Source organism: Leptospira mayottensis 200901116 (genome assembly GCF_000306675.2).
GTDB classification, from domain to species: Bacteria; Spirochaetota; Leptospiria; order Leptospirales; family Leptospiraceae; genus Leptospira; species Leptospira mayottensis.
Map to the genome: position 1 here is coordinate 3,617,631 of NZ_CP024871.1, position 19,352 is coordinate 3,636,982.

Here is a 19,352-nt window from a genome sequence, read left to right on the forward strand (position 1 = left end):
ATTGAAACCTACCGTCGTAGAAATCACGGAGAATTACGTAAAACTTCACAGAACGCTTTCCAAATTAACGAAAGCACCGATCTTTAATTATAAAAGTTTTGACTTCTATTCGAATCCGGATTCGCATTGGTTTACAAGAGTTATCCTCAAAGGAAACCTATCCCTTTCTGATTTGAGCTCGGAAATCGAAGATCTGAGAAGCAAGGGGTTCTATCCTGATATTTTAGATTTTTTGAATACCAGAACCCACGAAATCCCAATTCATGAACTCGGGTATAATTCCTGTAACGAACAGGTCGGAATGTTTTTAAAAGGAGATCCTATTTCGCTTAATAAAAAATCGAATATGAAACTTGATATTCGAAAAATTGAAACCGAAAAAGATCTAAAAGTTTGGCTGAAAATTTTAAACGATTCTTTCAAATCCGAAGACCGGCAAAATCTGTATCTTAAATTATTGAATCAAAACTCATTTCGACTATATGGAGGTTTTATAAACGGACAGATGACCACGACCGGAATGACTTATTACGACGGAGAATCCTTTGGTCTATATTCGATTACCACCGATCGTAATCATAGGAGTTTCGGTTACGCATCTGCATTCATAGAACGCATATTAGGCGAAATTCGAAAAGAATTTCCAGGGATTATTATTTTACACGCAACCGAGATGGGAAAGGGCATCTATGAAAAGTTTGGTTTTGAAAAGTCAAATTTTCTTAGGCATTGGAGTACAGTTTAGGCATTTCTAAACCGAATTTACAAAAAACAATTTTACGTGCGCTGAAGTAAAAACTTTGGACTTCTTAATAATTCATAGAAAGTCTACATTTTTATTTTAGATGGATGCGAATTCGATATTAGAAAATTAGAGCAATCTTTTAAAGGAAAAGTTTTACGTTCCTAATCCTTGTGTCGAATTTATGTTAGACTACGTACACATAAAGTCCTCATTTAAGAATAACAAGGAAATTAGTTATTATAATCTAAATTCTGAAAGTCAGCTTTGATTCAAGATATAATCTGTTTAATTGTCTAACAGGTTCAAATGAAAAAGGGTAACCGTAAAAATTCAGAAATTTTCCAATCATTTCATTCTGACACCACAGAAAAATACCGCCTCAATCGAACCCGGAAACTCATAGTTTTCAAAAGGAGACCAACCGGACTTACTTTTGATTTCCTCTTTTAGAAATTTTTTGGGCTTTTTTAAATTCAAAACGGTAAAATTCGCCGAATAACCCAGTTCTATCTCACCGAAACCTTTGCCGAATTTTTCGGGAAGATATTCGTTCACAAAGTCGCCCGGATTTTTTGCGCAAATCCTTGCGACCGTTTTTAATTCCACTTTCGCCTTCAAAATCAACCATGTTACAAAAAGTGAATATGTATCCAGCTGAGAAATTCCGCTTGTACCCTTGTGTTTTTCTTCGATGCTGTGAGGAGCATGATCCGTCGCTAGATAATCGATCCAGCCTTGTTTAACTCCCTCAAGCATTCTTTCTCGATCTTCCTTGCCCCGCAAAGGAGGATTCATCTGAAACCAATGACGATTCTGGGAAGTCAACATAGACTTATCGAAAAACAAATGAGTGGGCGTTACTTCGCAAGTAATCTTGAGTCCTTTTTGTTTTGCGAGTTTGATTTTGTTCAAACCTTCTCCGGTAGAATAATGGCAGAGTTTTCCTCTGAGATTGTATTTTTCGATCAGATACAAAGCAAAGTCGGTTGCCGTCGTTTCCGCTTCGGGAGGTCTTCTGTCTTCGTGAAATTTTTCGTTCTGATGTTTTTCAAGAATTTCTGGATCTTCACAATGAAAACTTATATTCTCCCCTACATAAGCACGGATCGTATCTTCCAGAGTTTGATTATTATGGAAGAAAAGCTCCCCTATACTCGGACCCATAAAAACTTTATAAGGAACGGATTGTTTTAAAGGTTTCGTGTTTGGCCCAATTCCCGCGTATAACGTTATGTGTATATTAGATCGATCAGCTAACTTTCGTTTTTTTGAATATGTAGGTTCGTCTACAGGAGGGATTGGATTATTCGGCATATCTGCAACGTGAATAACTCCGCCATTGACTGCTGCCGTACTCGCGGAAATAAAATCCTCCTTGTAGATGTGTTTACCGCTTTCGTCTTCCCTTGCATGAATATGGATGTCTCCAAAACCCGGAAATATCACTGTCTCGGTGGGATCAAATCGGATTTCATCTTCTTTTGGCCTTGTATTCCAAAACAATTCCGCGTGTTCCCGAACTCCGAGAATGAGCCCCGTTTTAGAATCCCATTCCACAGTTCCCAAAAAATCCTTCTCGTGAGTGACAATTCTGCCGGATATTTTATTAATCATACAGGATCTCTTTGCATAAAACCGGAAGAAAGTCTGTAAAAAAGTGAAATTCCACCTTATTTTTTAAAACAAAACGGAATTGCTTCAATTTCACTTAACGCAAATCACATTATACTTCATCGTTCCAGGACTACTAATCTCCGAACCGTCTTTGAAATTAACTGAAAAGTAATAACCCGTTTCTCCATCTTGACTCGAAGACCAAAAAATCCCCACGCTTCGTAACTTTTGCTCCGCTCTCTTGCTGAAAGTTTTGAGTTGATCCTTTCCGGGAAGACGTTTTCCTTTTTCTTCACAGATCTCCCTTGCTTCTGCCCAAGTTGCAGACCGATGAAACGTATCGTCCCAACCGCGTTTTCCATAAACTGGAATTTTGGTATGATAATTTTCGCAAATGAAATAACTGAAAATTCCTAACAACAAAATACTGATGATAAGAATCACGCGTACCACCAACTTTCCACCTTCTTGAGGTGCTCTTACCTTAGGAGCGAAATTTTTCTCCATCGCGAGTTCCCGGCTTTTGCGATGGAATTCTTGATTTCTTTGAAAATTCTTTCCTTGCTGCTGGCGCTGTTGGTGAGAATATTTTCTATTTCCTTCTCTTTGTTCGTTCCCACCTCGGTTGGAATCCGTATTTTCCCGATTCCCTCCTGGACCTTTTTGATTCGAATTATGCTTCTTTCTGGGAGGCCTTCTTTTGTTTGCCATTTGGACCTATATTTTTGAATTTAAGAATTTCTTTTTGATTCGTACCAGAGAAACGATGCGTTGTAAATTAAAATTTCAATCCTTCCAAGAACAGCGCTTTTCCATCGAAAATTGAGTGAATCTTCCCTGCAAACTACGAAGATGGTAAACCATGGAACGCATTCGTATTGGATTGATCGGAGCCGGAACCGTAGGATCAGGCGTTATCGAAATTCTCAAAAAAGAAAGTACCTCATATCGTGAAAAATTTGGAATAGAACTGGTTCTTTTCTCCGTTTGTACTCGAACCCCCGAAAAAATCAAAAAGGAACTCCAAAATTTTCCAAATTGTAAACTGGAATCCGATTATCAAAAGATTATTACCGATCCTGAAATCGATATGATTTTAGAACTTGTCGGTGGAACGGATGTCGCCTATTCAATTGTAAAAGAAGCTTTAAAGAATGGAAAAACGGTGATTACTGCAAACAAAGCTTTACTTTCTCAAAAAGGGGAGGAATTGTTTTCTCTCGCTCAAGAGCAAGGTTTAGAAATCGGAATGGAAGCATCCGTAGCAGGAGCCATTCCAGTGATTCGCTCGATCAAATCCGCGCTCGGTTCTGATTCGTTTCTCTCTTTATATGGCATCCTTAATGGAACGACAAATTTTATTCTTTCCAAGATGGAATTGGAACATCTGGATTATTCGGAAGCTCTTCAGATCGCTCAAGATATAGGTTTCGCAGAGAAAGATCCCACGTTTGACGTGGAAGGAATCGACACCGCTCACAAGATCAGTATTTTAGGAAGTTTAGCATTCTCCGAAAAAATTCCTTTACAGAGCATACAAATCGAAGGTATAACAAAGATAAGCAAATTAGACATCCAATTTGCGAGTGAACTCGGTTATAGAATTAAACTTCTCGGGCTGGTGCGAAAGTTGTCTCATCAAATCGAAGCCAGAGTTCAACCTGTGATGATTCCGGTCAAACATCCGTTTGCGAATATTATGAACGAGATGAATGCGGTTTATTACCAAACCGTTTACGCAGGACCGGGAATGTTTGTGGGGAAAGGAGCTGGATCTTTACCGACCGCTTCTTCAGTAATCTCCGATGTGCTTTATTATGGAGCGAGGAGAAACAAAGGTCTTTCTCAGGAAAAGAATCTTTTTCCACAAGCAACGATCTCGGAAGCTAACGGCTCCCTAGTACGTTATTATCTCAGGTTTACTACCGTGGATTTACCCGGAGTTCTTTCTGAAATTTCTAAGGTGCTGGGAGACCATGGAATTTCGATTTCTTCGGTGAGACAAAATGAAGCTGAAAAAGAACCCGTTGAAGTTGTTGTGATTACACATCCTGTAACGGAAGAGAATATAAAAAAATCATTGAAGATCATAGACGGGCTGTCTTTAATCCGGCATACTTCGGTCGCGATTCGATTAGAAGACAAACTCTAAGAATTCCTTGAATAGAACGGAGGATTTTAACTTATCTTTGTATTCCGAGGAAAATGAAAAAGGTTTAGATTTTTCTTGATTAGAGTAGGAAGATCCTCTTTCACTTTTCGAACCTAAATGTGGATCTGTAGGATTTTCTGAATAGTTCGTTGTGGTAGAATTTGAAAAAAATGTTCTCATAGAAGCATATACTTGGAATATGAAGGTGCAATTCGGAAAAAAGAGAAAAATTTATCCGGAAAAAATTAAAAGGAATTTTCATGGCGAAAGTAGAATTCGATTCATTGTACATTGAGACGATAAGGACAAGCCTTCCCGATAAGGAAGTCCAACTCGTTATATTCAACGGAAAGGTAACCAACTCCAATTCTTTCGAGATTTCCCGCAAAATTCATTTTATCTTCGAAGAGGAGATTTACAATATTATCTTAGATCTTTCCAATCTCGAATATATCAACAGCGTGGGAGTTGCTACGATTCTTACCTTGATCAAAACTGTGGATCAACATTCCGGCAAAATCGTAATTGGTGGTCTCAATCATTTTTTGGAAAACGTAATTCGTTTAATGGAACTTCCGAAAAAAGTACAGATTTATCATTCCATTGAGGAAGCCAAAAAAGCTTTTTCTTCCTAAGAATTACCCTTCTTCACGCAAAACTTTCTAAACTCAATAACTACAACCGACTTCGTAACCACAAGTTTGTGTTTAGAACTTGTGCCAAAACCTTAATTGTAGGAACTCACACGTTTTAGAAGTTAGCAGGTGGGTGCCTTGTCTAGAAGACGTTTCCCTTTTTTTGACCAGTGTCCTTCTATTTTTAGCAAATTTAAAACCTGTCCCAAAACCTTTCAAGAAATCAATTACAATCATTCAGTAAGTTCGTAATAAAATATAGAAGTTGTCACCAATTACGCCCCTTGGGTAGTTTACGAGCTTTCGAGCACATTTTATAACTGTTAAACTCTCGTCGAGGTTCCTATATTCTGAGGTTTTTAAGGCAGGCTCTTAGATTCCAATGAGCTTGAAGAAAAGCGCCCATGTAGTCTAACATTATTGTAAAGAGAACAACCCAGTCAGCCGCCAAACAGTGTTCAGCGAACTATGGAAACGCCAAATTGTACTGGGTAAAAATATTCCACGGCAAAACGAGTATTCCAGAGAGCTGACTCACAACTTTTCTGCAATAGAATAGTTTGATCGGGACAAATTGTAGATTTTTTCCTCCAAAAGATCCAGAAAAGTTTTCAATCCCCAACCTTGGTAAGCAGAAACCAAAACCGTATCCGAGTGAACGTCAATACCCAATTCCTCCTTCAAGTCCGCGATTGCTTCTAATCCAGGGTCATGATTTACGGAAGAACGGGAAAAATTTTTATAACCGTTAGAATCACTTTCAGTCTTCCAAGTTTTGAACTTTTCAAGATTGTCGATTTTGTTAAACACTTGGATTATCGGTATATGAGAAAATTCTAATTCTTCTAGAATCTTTTCAACGGCTTCCATCTGAAGTTTATAATCCGGATTAGAAACATCCACGACATGTACCAAAAGATCGGAGTCTCCCAATTCCTCTAAAGTCGCCTTAAACGCATTGGAAAGCTCAGGCGGAAGATCGTGGATAAATCCGACCGTATCGGAGATAATAATTTCTCTTTCTTCTGGAAAACGAATTCTTCTCGTGGTCGGATCAAGCGTAGCAAAAAGTTTGTTTTCGGAAAGAACCTCACTGTTTGTTAAAGCGTTTAAAAACGTGGACTTTCCCGCATTAGTATAACCAACGATGCCAACAGCAGGTAACTCGTTTTTCTTCCTTTGTCTTCGATTAATTTCTCTTCGTTTTTTGAGAGATTTGAGTTCAACTTCAAGTCTCGTGATCCGTTCCTCGACTCTTCGTTTTCCGATTTCAAGTTTTGTTTCCCCGGGACCTCTTCCTCCGATTCCACCAGTCAATCTAGACATGTTATCGTCCAATTCCGTGAGCCGTCCTTTGAGATATTTAAGTTGAGCTAATTCCACCTGAAGTTTACCGTCTCTGCTCTTTGCATTCCTTGCAAAAATATCGAGAATGAGCTGCGTTCTGTCGATTACCTTGATGTCCGCGATATCCGAGATCTTCTTTGCTTGAGAAGGCGTAAGTTCAAGATCGAATACGAGAAGTTCCACGTGTTTCTGAATCGCTTTCAAAATAATCTCTTCAAGTTTTCCCTTTCCCAAAACCGTGGAAGGATCGAGACGATTTTTTCTCTGTATGAATGTATCCACAACATGAACTTCCGCGGTTCTGCAAAGTTCCTTCAATTCCTCCATCGATAAAGAAGGATGTCTACCCACGCTTCTTTCAGGATAAACCCCTACCAAAAAAGCGCGGTTTTCCTTTTGAGCGTCTTTTAGATTTTTTTTCGAACGGGAAAGTCTGGATTCTATTTCTAAAATTTCCTCAAGAATCCCTTCGGCCAGTTGTCCCGGATACTTTTTAGGTAAAACCTTCCAAAGCTCGTCTCCCGATTCCGGATTCAGATGTGCGGAATAATACCCGTTCGGATTTCCGTAGGAATCCATGACCACAGCGGTTATGTAGTCTAAACGCAACAAGGCTAAGTCGGTTAAATCCTCTTGGTTTAAAGATTCTCCCTTTAAATGTGTATGAACTAATCTAAGACCTCGAAGCCTCGCTTCAGAAGTGCGAAGTCTATCCAAAAAAGGAATCTCGATCGAATTGTCAGAACCTACCAGTACATGGGTAACGTAGCCGGATCGATCGATTAAGATTGCAATTTGTTTGCCGATTTCGAAGGATAATTCGCAGAGTGTGCGCGCAAAATCTTGACTAATGATTACATCTTCCCGGATTCTTTTCTCGGAAATTTTTTTCAGTCTTTGGATTTGATTGGATTTGAGGCCGTTAAGATTACCGCTGAGCTTACTAATAGAGAAATTCTCCTTTTGCTAAAAGTTAACAGGTTTTCCGATTCTCGTCAAGCATTCCTTTCTGTTTCTGGAAATCATGCTTGTCATGGAAAAAGATAGGAAAAACCTGAAATATCAGTCAAATTTATGAGTAGCATCTTTACAGAAAACTTTACATATCAAAGGTATCCAATGTCTTTATATTCAAAACTTAAGAACTTACATCTTTGTATTATCCTTTGTTCTTCTCCAAGTTTAGTCGATTTGAAAGCGGAATCGAATCCTCCTCCTTATCACAACGCTGATCTTCCAAAGCAGATCGACGCCTCAGATAACTTCGCTGAAAATTCCGATCCGCAAGAATCACCCACAAATGAAAACGCTTCCGACGGTTTAAACGTAGACGACCCCAGAAACCTTACCGAAGAATCGGACGGAGTCTCCTCCTATGAAAAAATTAAAAGAAAGGATCTTACACCGCAAGAACGACAAGAAGTCGAATACGATCTACTGATTAAAAAAGGTATCCTTGCCGTTTTCCGAGCGGAGACCGAAAAGCGTTATAAAGTCCTGAATCGGATCGCTCTTACTCATCCGATTCCAAGAGTTAGAGCCGCGGCGGTTTTAGCAATCGGCAGAATAAGCAAAGGGGAAGTAAAAACTCTACATCGTGTTATCGAAAGAGACGGAGAAGCAGTCAGACAAGCGGCCTACAAAGCATTAGCCGATATCGGATCACCTTCTTCCCTAAATTATTTTTTCAGTGGAATTAAATCCAACGATCCGGAAATTCAATTTTCTTCTTGGAGAGGAATGGGAAAAACCAAGGACCCTTCTGCAAGAGATGCATTACTACGTCAGGGGATCCGTTCTCCCAGACGTGAAATTGTGAAGTCCTCCATCTTAGGGCTCGCCGCATTCCAAATAAACGAGGATCTCAAACTTTTCAAAACATATCTGAATTCCGACGATCTCGAACTTCAAAAAACCGCAATCGAAGCTCTGGGAATCCATAAAACCCGCGCTTCGTTAAGAATCTTAGAACAAACCTTGGAAACAAAACCTGAATTCGCAAAAGACGTCATAGAAGCAATTGGCAATAACACGAGCCTTTATGGAACATATTCATTTGTTAGAATATTAGAAAACTCAACTTCTCAAGAGCTGACTCAAAGAATTTTAGCGCAACTATATCTCAGGAAGGCTTTTTATCAATTCGGGACCGTAAAAGTGGAAAACGGTTTCTCACAAGAAAATCCGTATCCCACATCCCGCAAACTACGCGATCTTTCCGCCGGAGAAGTCGGAAAAATTCTAAAAAAGAACGATCGCAGATTTATCCAAAAAATCGGAGATAAATTCGTAGAAGATTATTATTATCTTCTTCTCTTAGAATCCAAAAATCCGGAAAGTTATTACGAGACGTTTCAGTCCTGGATATTCGGAGCATATCTAAAAATCAGAACGGTCACAGCTCCGCATAAAGAGCCGAAAGGAAGAAAAGTCAGAAAATCTCCAAAAAAAAAGCCAAGCTATAAATTTACTCCCGCTTCTGAAATGGAAGAAACCGATCCGGCTCCTCCAAGCCAAAACGAGGAACCTTCTGCACAAGAAAGCCTTCCTTTAGAGAACTGATTCAAAAGACACGTTTGATTTGAAAGAAGTAGAAAGGAAAACCACCTTTCCTTCTTTCAAAGGGGCTTTCGGAACCATCCAACCGATGCCTGCAAAGTAAGGCAGTATCAAAGAAGAAAAAAACATTACTCCCGGAAAATCAAAACCGGTTGTTGCAACGATTTTATTTCCTCGATAATCGTCTTTATGAATTTTTCGGATCATCCAAAGTCCCGAAGTCTGAGTTTCCATAGTGATATCAGTTACAATCGTATGAAAAAGATTTTTATCCTTGGAGTAGATTTCCCAACCTTGGGCCGCGTTTACGGCTCTTATAACTTCAAATCCTTTTTTCTGGAACCAAACTTTTAGGCTGTCCGCATAACGATCATTGTCATCCACGATTAAGACGTTCTTCTTCATGGTAATACTCCATTATTGGCCGCAAATTGATTTTCGGATAATTTTCGATAGATTCCATTTTTCTCATATAAGGAATTGTGATCTCCTTCTTCCACGATCTTTCCGTTATCCATCACGACGATCCTTGAAATGTCTTTGATGGTAGAAAGTCTATGGGCAATTACAAATGTAGTACGGTTCGCATACAATCTCCGAAGTGCATCACTGACCAATCTTTCCGATTCAACGTCAAGAGCAGAAGTGGCCTCGTCTAAGATCATGATCTCAGGATCTCGAAGTAGAGCTCTTGCGATCACAAGTCTCTGTCTTTGTCCACCCGAAAGATTCAATCCACGAACTCCTAAAATACTATCATACCCATTATCCATCTTTTTGATAAAGTCGTGTGCGTGCGCAAGCCTAGCCGCACGAATCACGTCTTTACGAGTTGCGCCCGGTTTTCCGTAAGCGATGTTATCCGCTACAGAACCGTGAAAGAGAAAGATATCCTGAGTTACAATCCCGATTTTTTTACGAAGATCTCCTAGACTGACGTCTCTAATATCGATTCCGTCGAATTCGATCGATCCCGAGGAAGGATCAAAAAATCTTGGTATCAAGTCCATCAAAGTGGACTTTCCGCAACCGCTAGCACCGATTAGAGCAACCGTTTCTCCCCTTTTTACTTTGAGATTGATATCTTTTAAAACCGCTGTGCCGGTTCCAGGATAAGTGAAAAATAAATTCTTAAACTCTATGTTATATGCGAGAGGAGTTGCAACAACCTTACTTTCTTTGCTGTGATCTTCGGTTTCAAGATCAATGATTTCGAAAATTCTTTTTCCGGAAGCGATGGATTGAGTGATCTTCCCCACCATTTGAGAAAGTTGAGTTAAAGGTCTAAGTAAAAACAGAAGAGTCAATAAAAAGGCCATGAATTCGCCTTGAGTAAATCTTCCGCTGTAAATAAGGCTCGCACCGGCCGCAAAAAAACCTAAAACCACGATCGAAGAAGTCAACTCGACGAGAGAAGGGGCAATCTGAAGATAAAACTGACCTTTAAAATTCCTGCGATAAACGTTTTGATTGATCTTTCCGAATTTTTCCTGCTCGTATTTTTCGGAATTAAAAACTCGAATCACTTTGATCCCAGAAATCATCTCTTGAATGTTCGCGTTCAGATCCGCCATCTTTTCCTGAAATCTAGCGGTGGATTTGGTGATTTTTCTAGTAAACAAAGTCACAGGAAGGATGATGACCGGAACGGTAAGACAAGCAATCAATAACAACTCTGTATTCAAATATAATAAAACTATTAAGTGCGTGATCACGTAAAAAAAGTTAATCGTTGCATCCCTGAAATTGCTCGAAATCACAGCTGCAACAATTTCGACATCGTTGATAATTCTACTCATCATCAAACCAGTTTTTTCCTTAAAGAAATAGGTTAAAGGAAGAAGCTGGTTTTTTTCAAAAAGCTCCTGTCGAATGTCGCGTACCGCCTTATAGCCCGCGGTCGCGATGCAGAATACGGACAACAAATACGTTATCAACTTGAGAAGATACAAAGGCATTACTATAACACAAATTGACCAAACAACCTCTTTCGGTTCTAGTCCCTTCGTTCTACTATTGACCCATTCTTTTGCATCGATTAAAAGAAGTTTGGTTCTTTCAAGTCCGTCCAGAGATTCCTTTCCGAACACTTTTTGTTTGAGAAGAATTCTCTGCTCGGGCAAAGTCATTTGTAGTTGAAAACGAGTTTGTTTGTCGTTTCCGAGAGAATCGAATAAAGGAATAAGTGCGGTAAGAGAAACCGCATTTAAAACGGCTGTCAATAACGCGAAAACGATCCCCAACGTGAATCGATATTTATAATGTACGGAATAAGACAAAAGCCTGAAAAAAAACTTCATAACCCCTGAACGATTGAGGAAAAGTTTCTGATCAGATCCAGCCCAGCGCTAGTCATGATGGATTCCGGATGGAACTGAACGCCATAAAGATGTTTTTTGGTTTTGTGACGGACCCCCATGATCACCCCATCCGGAGTTTTGGAAGTTATTTCAAGTTCCGACGGTATACTTTCCGGTTGAATCACAAGAGAATGATAACGAGTTGCAACGAAAGGAGAAGGAATCCCTTTGTAGATGTCTTTCCCGTCGTGTTCGATTAGAGAAATTTTTCCATGCATGATGGAAGGGGCGGATACAATTTTACCACCGTGAACAAGACCAATCGCTTGATGCCCGAGACAAACTCCAAAGATAGGCAGTTTACCACCGAGTTCTCGGATCACATCCAAACAAACTTTGGAATCCTCAGGGCGACCCGGACCAGGAGAAAGAATTATCGCCTTAGGAGCAAGTTCGTTAATATCGCCTAACGTAATTTTGTCGTTTCGATAAACTTCGACTTCGTTTCCGATCTGACAGAAATATTGATAAAGATTGTACGTGAAAGAATCGTAATTATCAATCAGGAGAAGCATTATTTCCATTCTCCTTTGAGTCCGTTTCTCGCAAACTCTACCGCCTTTAAAAGGGCCGCCATTTTGTTTTTTGTTTCTTCCAGTTCCAACTCGGCAACCGAATCATATACAACTCCGCCACCCGCCTGTAAAAATGCAGTATCTCCGTAAAACACAATCGTCCGGATGATAATTGCAAGATCGCTTTCTCCGGAAAATGAAATATAACCCAAAGCTCCGGAATAAATCGCTCTTCGAGTCGCTTCTAGCTCATCTATGATTTCCATCGCACGGATTTTCGGAGCACCCGAAACAGTTCCCGCAGGAAGAGTCGCGCGGATCAAATCATAGACAGTCTTATTTTCATCAAGTTCTCCTGCACATTGACTTACAATGTGCATAACGTGAGAATATTTCTCGATCACTTTAAAATCGTTCACACGAACGCTTCCGGGTTTACAAACCCTTCCAAGATCGTTGCGTCCGAGATCGACAAGCATAACATGTTCCGATATTTCCTTCGGATCGGAGAGAAGATTCTCTTCCAAAAATTTATCTTCGCTCGAGTTTTTACCGCGAGGACGGGTTCCTGCGATCGGACGAAGAAACGTCTGATTGTTCGCATATTTTACCATAATCTCCGGAGAACTTCCTACAATCGTAATTTCACCGAGTCGGAGATAATACATATAGGGACTCGGATTTACGGTTCTTAGGCCGCGATAGATTTGAAACGGAGAAACATCCGGCTTGAACTTCAACTTTCTGGAAGGCACGACTTGAAATATATCCCCAGCTTGGATATATTTTTTGGCCTTTTCCACATTTTTCTTATATTCTTCGTCCGGAATATTCGGATCCAATTGCAGAACCCCATTTACGACCTTCGGGGTTTTGATCTCTTCTGGAACAATTCCATTTCGGATTTCATTTTCGATAGAATTGATTTTATTGATTGTAGAATCGTAACATTCTTTTAAGGAAGAATGTTCTCGGATTCTTGCATTGACAACAATTCTTAAAATATGATCAATATGATCGACCACAAGAAGTTCGTCGTAGATCGCAAAATAACAATCGGGGGCGTTTTCATCTTCCGGCTTTGTATCCGGAATGTTCTCATAATAGCGAATGGCTGCAAAAGACACGAATCCTACTGCCCCGCCTGCAAACGAAGGAAGGCGATAGTCTTGGACGTAAACGTCGTCTCCGAGAAGATTCTCCAAAAGAACCAAAGGATCGTAAGTGATGATTTCCGTCGAAGTTTCGTTTTCGACGGTGATATAAAAAAGACCATTCTTTCCCTGAAGGATGCGGGAGGGAGTTTTGCCGAGAAAAGAATTTCTTCCCAGTTTTTCACGGCCTTCCACAGATTCCAGAAGAAAGGAATTCTGTGAAGATTCACATCCCCACTTTGCAAACAGAGAAACCGGAGTTTCCATATCTAGAAAAACCTGTTTAAAAACAGGAATCAAATTTCCACGCTCTGCAAGCGCGGAGAATTCCTCGAATGTGAGAGAAAACTCTTTCAGGAGTTCGGCCCCTCGATTCCCTTTCCATCCGCAAGAAAACGAGAAACGATCATTCTTTGAATTTGAGAAGTACCTTCGTAGATTTGAAAAATTTTCGCATCTCTCATTAACTTTTCAACCGGATATTCCGTGTTAAATCCGTATCCGCCGAGAACTTGAACAGCGTCCGTGCAAACTTTCATGCACATATCTGCACAGAACATTTTTGCGATCGATGCTTGGTATGTATTCCTAAATCCGTTATCAATTATCCAAGCCGCTTGATAACAAAGAAGTCTTCCGGCTTCGATGTCGCGAGCCATCTCCGCGATCATAAAAGAGATTCCTTGGTTTTCCATGATCGGACGACCGAAAGTATTACGAGTATTTGCATAGCTGACGGAATGTTCCATCGCAGCACGCGCAACCCCGACAGCTCCGATTGCAACTCCAGGACGAGTGCGGTCAAAAGCTCCCATTGCAATTTTAAAACCCTCCCCCTCTCGCCCAATCATCTGCCACGAGGGAATTTTCACGTCTTCGAATGTGATTGCACGCGTGTCAGAACATTTCTGCCCCATGTTGATTTCTTTCTTTCCTACGATGATTCCAGGAGATTTTGCATCTACGATAAATCCGGTAATTCCTTTATGACCTGCGGAAGGATCGGTTTTTGCAAGAACGAAAAGCCAATCTGCGTATCCGGCATTCGTGATCCACATTTTGGAACCGTTGATGATATATTCGTCTCCGACTTTTTTTGCAGAGGTACGAATTGCCGCGACGTCTGATCCAGCACCCGGTTCGGTCACCGCATAAGCCGCGAGTTTAAATTCCTCCGTCATTGGTTGAATAAATTCTTTTTTGATTTTATCACTTGCTCCGAGAATAACAGGAGCCAACGCAAGGTTATTTGCAAGAATTGCGGTCGCCACACCGGAACATCCCCAAAAAAGTTCTTCTCCGATGATTACACCGTCCAGTTCGGACATATCAGCTCCGTTGAATCTGGATTCTATATGAAGATTCATGAGCCCGATTTCCCAAGCTTTTTTTAAGATTGCAAGAGGGTATTCCCCCGTACGGTCGTGATGCTCTGCCTTTGGACGAACTTCTTCTTTAGCAAATTTTCTGGCGAGATCACGCAATTCTTTCTGTTCACTAGAAAGGGCAAATTCCATTTTTATAGTACACCTTGGTCGAAATTGAACTCATCCGATGGTTCCTGGCATTCCCCGCTTGGGATCGTCGATGCCGGGATTTACTTTCCGGTACGGCTCTTCGAAATCGGTATCGAAACCTAGAATAAAGCTCTGTATGCAAGATTCGAAGGGAATCATTTACCGTCAAGAAGGTACGAACGGATTCCCACCTTACCTTTACTCCTCTTGAATCCAACCCCGACCGGGTTGAACTGGAATGTATTTGAATTTTTTACCCTTTAAACCTAACCTTCAAATTATTTCCTTTTATAAAAAGGTCCAACCGTTTTAATTTTAGGGAACTCCTGTTAAAAGTCTGTCCCAAAACCTCGGAATATAGGACTCCTACGAAAGTTTGACAGGCAAGTAAGAGTCCGTCATAAATTCCCAAAGAGACGTAATCGATAGGAACTACCGCGTTTTACTACTAATGACCGAACAATTATAGTCGTAATTTTTTGAAGTTTTGAGAAAAGCTCAAAATAAAATAGAAAACTTCCCATTCGGCCTATACAACGGGCACAACAGGAAAATACACATCCTTAAGATATCATTCAGTCAATAGAACGAGCTATTTGACATTGCAGGATCGCCGTTTTTATAAGAAATTTTTTCGTAATTTTTTATAAAAACCAATAATTCATTTTTTTAAATTCTTAATCCTCCAGCCCAAACAATTGAAATAGACCTTGTATCGCACGTCCAAAAATAGGTTTTCTCTTTTACCTTACATTTTCGTCACTCCACATAAACAATTCGATAACGCAGAGAACATTCAGAAAAATTTATCCAACTAAAAATCGGCAATACAAATAATTGCAATTTCCGATTCGATCCGCACACTTTCCATACATAAAATAAAATTTTCTATAATATTTAAAAAACATAATATATTGGATTGATACAAACTATAATAAAAAGGCCCGGAATTTTCCGAGCCTTTTATAGAATATGAAGCGAAACTTCTAGTTACACTTCCGGATTTTCCAAAACGAGCGCGATTCCTTGACCGCCTCCAATACAAAGAGAAGCGACACCGTATTTCGCTTTTCTTCTTTTTAGTTCGTATGCTAGAGTAATCGTAACTCTGGCACCGGAAGCTCCAAGTGGATGTCCGATGGCAACGGCCCCGCCATTTACATTAGTAATCTCCGGATTAAGACCAAGTTCCTTTTGAACGGCAAGATACTGAGCGGCGAAAGCTTCATTGATTTCTACAAGACTCATATCTGAAAGTTTTAGACCTGCTTTTTTTAAAGCGGCAGGAATTGCAAGTGCGGGACCGATTCCCATCTTAGCAGGATCGCAGCCAGCGTGACCATAGCCGCGGATAATCGCGAGGGGCTTTTTACCGATTTTTTTTGCATAAGAAGAAGAAGTTACGATGGTAGCGGCCGCCCCATCATTCAAACCGGATGCATTCCCCGCAGTTACGGTTCCGCCGTCCCGGAAAACAGCTTTCAAAGTCCCAAGTTTATCAATTCCGGCAACACCTTTAATAAACTCATCCTTTTCTAATGTAACCGGTTTTTTACCGGGAATCGTAACGATAAAGATCTCATCTTTAAGACGACCTTCCGCAGTCGCTTTTTCCGCACGGGTCTGAGAGATTGCAGCCCATTCGTCTTGTTCTTGTCTGGAAATTTTATATTGATCCGCAAGATTTTCCGCAGTCTGTCCCATTATCAAACCTACGTATTGGTCGGTAAGACCTTGTTCCAATGTATCTTCGAATTCAGCAGAGCCATAACGAACGCCCCAGCGTGCATTTCGAACTACGTAAGGAGCGTTGCTCATAGATTCCACACCACCTGCAAGAACCGCATCCGCATCTCCAAGATAAATCTTCTTTGCGGCCTGAATGATCGCTTCCATACCGGAACCACAAAGACGATTCAAAGTCAAGGCCGGAATCCCCAAAGGAAGACCAGATTTCAGACCGATATGGCGAGCGAGATAAATCGCCTCTTTTCCAGTCGGAATTACATTTCCAAAAATTGATTCTCCGATTCCGTCCGGAGAAACTCCTGTTTTTTCCAAAATCGCCTTCGAAACCAAAACTCCCAAATCAACCGCACTAAGGTCCTTTAAAGTTCCTCCGAAATTTCCAAACGGGGTTCTAATTCCGTCCAGGATGACCGCCTCTTCCATAATTACTCCTAATAACTTTAATATTCTAATTCACGAATGTTCTTTCGCTTTGCAGTGTTCTACACCTTATCCGACACATTGCACCCGTAGATCCCATTGGAAAATTTTCGAAGCAGGTATTTCCGTCTTAATCGAAAAGTAAACCTTTTCGCCAAAACCGTTACATAAAAAAATTCCTATCATTTACAAAAAAAGCAAATCTTAGTCAGATCTTTTTCTTTGATCCAAGTAAAATCCAATTTTCTTTAGAAATCGCACAGTTGCACTTTCCTTTTTCGTTGATCTTTGACTCGAAATAAAATTGTAGGTAATTCGTCCGAAATCTTTTTTATATTCTTTTTTAGTTCAAAGGATCCTGATTTTCCAAAAGAAGACGAATCCTTTGTTCATGTAGAAGAATTCCTACAAATTCCTTAAAAACTATTTCCCAAAAAGATTTAAATACGGGAATTCCCACAATTTTTTCTCACAATCGTCTTTGCCATCTACAAAACTAGAAAAAATCTTAAAAGTAACGATCTGCCACTACTCATTTTCGTCCAACTCCTCAAAAAAAGCCTATTTTGGAAAGTAGGAATTCTTTTCTGTTTTTTCTTTAATCATTCTCATTTGATAATAAACATCGGTTATTAAAGAAAAATAAGACGGCCTGATATGAGTTTCATTTTAATTTCATTTTTTTAGTGACTATATAGAATCCATTTTTGTCTAAACTTCTTTTTGCATACATCGGCGTAGAAAATTTTATGTTCAATCACCGTTAGGAAAAAACTTTCAGTTCCCGAAATGTTTTTGCAAAATTTTTCTTATTAAGAGCCTGTCTTAAAAACCTCGGAATATAGGAGTTAGACAAGAACTTAACAGTTATAAAATATGCTCGAAAGCTCGTAAACTACCAAAAGGACGTAATTTGTAAGAACTTCTATATTTTATTACAAACTTACTGAATCATTGTAACTGATTTCTTTTAAGGTTTTTAAGACCGGCTCTGATATGGCGCCCCCATCCGGAGCCGTAAATATTTTTTCGCATTTTTTTTAATCACCCAATAATTTAACTCGTTAGAGAAAAGCATTCGCGACGATTGATCAGACTGATATTCGCGGGTTGGATACCGCAGGATAATCTATACATCGGGAGCTGTTCTTAGGAGGGTGTCAGCGTTCCTGTGTAAATGACATATCTTAAAACGAATCGAACTTCAACCGATCGCCGAAAATAATCGAAAATTGATTCATTGCTTTTCCCCAATCTTGAATAGGCATGGTCCATTTTTTAGACATATTATTCAAAGCTAAATAAAGAAGCTTGATAGCCGCTTCATCGGTAGGAAACGAACCCCGATTCTTGATAATTTTTCTTAGCCCCATATTCATAGATTCGATAGCGTTTGTGGTGTAAATCGCCTTACGAATGTTAGGTGGATAGGCCAAAAAAGGAATCACCGATTCCCAATTGTTTCTCCAGGACTTGCTGATCATCGGATATTGACTGTCCCATTTGGTTGAAAAATCATCAAGGCTTTTCTTAGCAATCTCTGCCGACGGAGATTTGTAGATAGCCTTTAAATCAATCATCAACTCTTTCTTCTGTTTGTAAGAAACCCATTTCAAAGAATTCCTTACCATATGAACGATACAAAGTTGAACTTGTGCATTAGGAAAAACTGATATGATCGTATCCGGAAATCCTTTTAACCCGTCAACACAGGCGATTAAGATATCTTCAACTCCGCGATTCTTTAAATCGGTTAAGATCTGAAGCCAGAACTTCGCTCCTTCGGTGCGCTCCACCCAAATCCCAAGTATCTCTTTTGTGCCCTGTAGATTGATTCCTAAAGCCAAATAGAAGGATTTGTTTTGAACGTGGTGGCCGTCTCTCACCTTTACGACTAACGCGTCCATGATGAGAATTGGATATACTTTATCCAAGGGGCGATTCTGCCACTCGATCACCGTTTCCAGTACCGAATCGGTGACTTCTGAGATCAGATCCGCTGAGACTTCCACTTGATAGATTTCTTGGAGATGTTGGGTAATTTCTCGTGTGGTCATTCCGCGTGAATACATCGAAATGATCTTATCGTCGAAGCCGGTAAAGCGTGTCTGTCCTTTTTGAATGATCTGCGGTTCGAAACTGCCGTTTCTGTCTCGAGGTATTTCCAAATCGATTGTTCCAAAATCTCCTTTGAGCTTTTTGTTACTTTTGCCATTCCGAGAATTTCCTGTGTTATTGCCCAACGAGGAATTCTTCTCATATCCAAGGTGATGCGTCATCTCACCTTGCATCGCTCGCTCTATCAGTGATTTCGTTAGTTGCTTTAAGAGGCCTTCATTTCCCAGTAGATCTTCAGGACTCTTATCTTTGATTAATTCATCGAGTAGCTCTTCAGCTCGATTTTTGGGTTTGCTCATATTGGGTTTATCCTTGTTACTTTTTGGTTATTCACAAGTCATTTACACAATCGACACGACACCCTCGTTCTTAGTCTTAAAACGAAGGTCAAATTTGAAATTCAAATTTGCTTCAACACTGAGCCAACAAGTATTCCTCCTTTATCGTACATCTTCTCTAACGAATTC

Annotated in this window: 14 protein-coding genes and 1 pseudogene; 5 read left to right on the forward strand and 10 right to left on the reverse strand. The window is 40.0% G+C overall.

What is annotated here, in order from left to right:
* Position 1 precedes the first annotated feature (1 nt).
* Positions 2-745, forward strand: coding sequence for a GNAT family N-acetyltransferase (locus LEP1GSC190_RS16595; protein ID WP_002746129.1), 744 nt, complete (start codon positions 2-4; stop codon positions 743-745).
* 345 nt (positions 746-1,090) lie between these two features.
* Here the strand turns inward: LEP1GSC190_RS16595 and LEP1GSC190_RS16600 are convergent, their stop codons facing one another.
* Together LEP1GSC190_RS16600 and LEP1GSC190_RS16605 are read right to left on the reverse strand one after the other, a co-directional pair.
* Positions 1,091-2,359, reverse strand: coding sequence for an amidohydrolase family protein (locus LEP1GSC190_RS16600; protein WP_002745964.1), 1,269 nt, complete (start codon positions 2,357-2,359; stop codon positions 1,091-1,093).
* A 90-nt stretch (positions 2,360-2,449) separates the two neighbouring features.
* Entirely contained in the window at positions 2,450-3,070 is a 621-nt protein-coding gene (locus LEP1GSC190_RS16605; RefSeq protein WP_002745959.1) for an LIC_10572 family protein, read from the reverse strand.
* A gap of 151 nt (positions 3,071-3,221) precedes the next feature.
* Here LEP1GSC190_RS16605 and LEP1GSC190_RS16610 point away from each other — a divergent pair, with 151 nt between their 5' ends.
* On the forward strand, positions 3,222-4,511 hold the full coding sequence (locus LEP1GSC190_RS16610; protein ID WP_002746087.1) for a homoserine dehydrogenase: 1,290 nt from the start codon (positions 3,222-3,224) through the stop codon (positions 4,509-4,511).
* A gap of 260 nt (positions 4,512-4,771) precedes the next feature.
* Positions 4,772-5,146: an STAS domain-containing protein gene (locus LEP1GSC190_RS16620; protein WP_002746076.1), complete on the forward strand. Its 375-nt coding sequence runs from the start codon at positions 4,772-4,774 to the stop codon at positions 5,144-5,146.
* A gap of 534 nt (positions 5,147-5,680) precedes the next feature.
* Here the strand turns inward: LEP1GSC190_RS16620 and hflX are convergent.
* Positions 5,681-7,441, reverse strand: a complete 1,761-nt coding sequence (hflX, locus tag LEP1GSC190_RS16625) for a GTPase HflX (protein WP_086004807.1) — start codon at positions 7,439-7,441, stop codon at positions 5,681-5,683.
* Between hflX and LEP1GSC190_RS16630 the strand changes: the two are divergent.
* Both LEP1GSC190_RS16630 and LEP1GSC190_RS16635 read left to right on the forward strand, forming a co-directional pair.
* Positions 7,391-7,571: pseudogene (locus LEP1GSC190_RS16630) on the forward strand (hypothetical protein). The gene hflX and the pseudogene LEP1GSC190_RS16630 overlap by 51 nt on opposite strands.
* A gap of 41 nt (positions 7,572-7,612) precedes the next feature.
* Entirely contained in the window at positions 7,613-9,055 is a 1,443-nt protein-coding gene (locus LEP1GSC190_RS16635; RefSeq protein WP_002746067.1) for a HEAT repeat domain-containing protein, read from the forward strand.
* On the opposite strand, the gene LEP1GSC190_RS16640 is transcribed toward LEP1GSC190_RS16635, so the two are convergent.
* The 7 genes from LEP1GSC190_RS16640 to LEP1GSC190_RS16670 all read right to left on the reverse strand — a co-directional run bounded on the left by LEP1GSC190_RS16640 (position 9,044) and on the right by LEP1GSC190_RS16670 (position 19,184).
* Entirely contained in the window at positions 9,044-9,457 is a 414-nt protein-coding gene (locus LEP1GSC190_RS16640) for a response regulator (RefSeq protein ID WP_002746124.1), read from the reverse strand. The two genes, LEP1GSC190_RS16635 and LEP1GSC190_RS16640, sit on opposite strands and share 12 nt — an antisense overlap.
* Positions 9,454-11,352, reverse strand: a complete 1,899-nt coding sequence (locus LEP1GSC190_RS16645) for an ABC transporter ATP-binding protein (RefSeq protein WP_002746012.1) — start codon at positions 11,350-11,352, stop codon at positions 9,454-9,456. Before LEP1GSC190_RS16645 ends, LEP1GSC190_RS16640 begins: the two co-directional genes overlap by 4 nt.
* Positions 11,349-11,927: an anthranilate synthase component II gene (locus tag LEP1GSC190_RS16650; protein WP_002746037.1), complete on the reverse strand. Its 579-nt coding sequence runs from the start codon at positions 11,925-11,927 to the stop codon at positions 11,349-11,351. The genes LEP1GSC190_RS16645 and LEP1GSC190_RS16650 overlap by 4 nt, the downstream gene beginning before the upstream one ends.
* Positions 11,927-13,348: an anthranilate synthase component I family protein gene (locus LEP1GSC190_RS16655; RefSeq protein ID WP_002746141.1), complete on the reverse strand. Its 1,422-nt coding sequence runs from the start codon at positions 13,346-13,348 to the stop codon at positions 11,927-11,929. Before LEP1GSC190_RS16655 ends, LEP1GSC190_RS16650 begins: the two co-directional genes overlap by 1 nt.
* Before the next feature lie 86 nt (positions 13,349-13,434).
* The gene (locus tag LEP1GSC190_RS16660) at positions 13,435-14,598 is read right to left on the reverse strand and encodes an acyl-CoA dehydrogenase family protein (RefSeq protein ID WP_002746111.1); all 1,164 of its coding nucleotides are present in this window, start codon (positions 14,596-14,598) and stop codon (positions 13,435-13,437) included.
* Positions 14,599-15,588: 990 nt separating this feature from the next.
* A complete protein-coding gene (locus tag LEP1GSC190_RS16665) occupies positions 15,589-16,770 on the reverse strand; it encodes an acetyl-CoA C-acetyltransferase (RefSeq protein ID WP_002746029.1) in 1,182 nt (393 codons plus the stop codon).
* A 1,184-nt stretch (positions 16,771-17,954) separates the two neighbouring features.
* Positions 17,955-19,184 carry an IS256 family transposase gene (locus LEP1GSC190_RS16670; protein ID WP_117344621.1) on the reverse strand — a complete coding sequence of 410 codons (1,230 nt, stop codon included), beginning with the start codon at positions 19,182-19,184 and terminating at the stop codon, positions 17,955-17,957.
* Positions 19,185-19,352: the final 168 nt, after the last annotated feature.

Bases quoted from the DNA above. Each gene is read 5' to 3' on its own strand.
- LEP1GSC190_RS16665 (WP_002746029.1), bottom strand. From the start codon at position 16,770: ATGGAAGAGGCGGTCATCCTGGACGGAATTAGAACCCCGTTTGGAAAT.
- LEP1GSC190_RS16660 (WP_002746111.1), bottom strand. From the start codon at position 14,598: ATGGAATTTGCCCTTTCTAGTGAACAGAAAGAATTGCGTGATCTCGCC.
- LEP1GSC190_RS16655 (WP_002746141.1), bottom strand. From the start codon at position 13,348: ATGGAAACTCCGGTTTCTCTGTTTGCAAAGTGGGGATGTGAATCTTCA.
- LEP1GSC190_RS16650 (WP_002746037.1), bottom strand. From the start codon at position 11,927: ATGCTTCTCCTGATTGATAATTACGATTCTTTCACGTACAATCTTTAT.
- LEP1GSC190_RS16620 (WP_002746076.1), top strand. From the start codon at position 4,772: ATGGCGAAAGTAGAATTCGATTCATTGTACATTGAGACGATAAGGACA.
- LEP1GSC190_RS16645 (WP_002746012.1), bottom strand. From the start codon at position 11,352: ATGAAGTTTTTTTTCAGGCTTTTGTCTTATTCCGTACATTATAAATAT.
- LEP1GSC190_RS16670 (WP_117344621.1), bottom strand. From the start codon at position 19,184: ATGAGCAAACCCAAAAATCGAGCTGAAGAGCTACTCGATGAATTAATC.
- LEP1GSC190_RS16640 (WP_002746124.1), bottom strand. From the start codon at position 9,457: ATGAAGAAGAACGTCTTAATCGTGGATGACAATGATCGTTATGCGGAC.
- LEP1GSC190_RS16635 (WP_002746067.1), top strand. From the start codon at position 7,613: ATGTCTTTATATTCAAAACTTAAGAACTTACATCTTTGTATTATCCTT.
- LEP1GSC190_RS16605 (WP_002745959.1), bottom strand. From the start codon at position 3,070: ATGGCAAACAAAAGAAGGCCTCCCAGAAAGAAGCATAATTCGAATCAA.
- LEP1GSC190_RS16610 (WP_002746087.1), top strand. From the start codon at position 3,222: ATGGAACGCATTCGTATTGGATTGATCGGAGCCGGAACCGTAGGATCA.
- LEP1GSC190_RS16600 (WP_002745964.1), bottom strand. From the start codon at position 2,359: ATGATTAATAAAATATCCGGCAGAATTGTCACTCACGAGAAGGATTTT.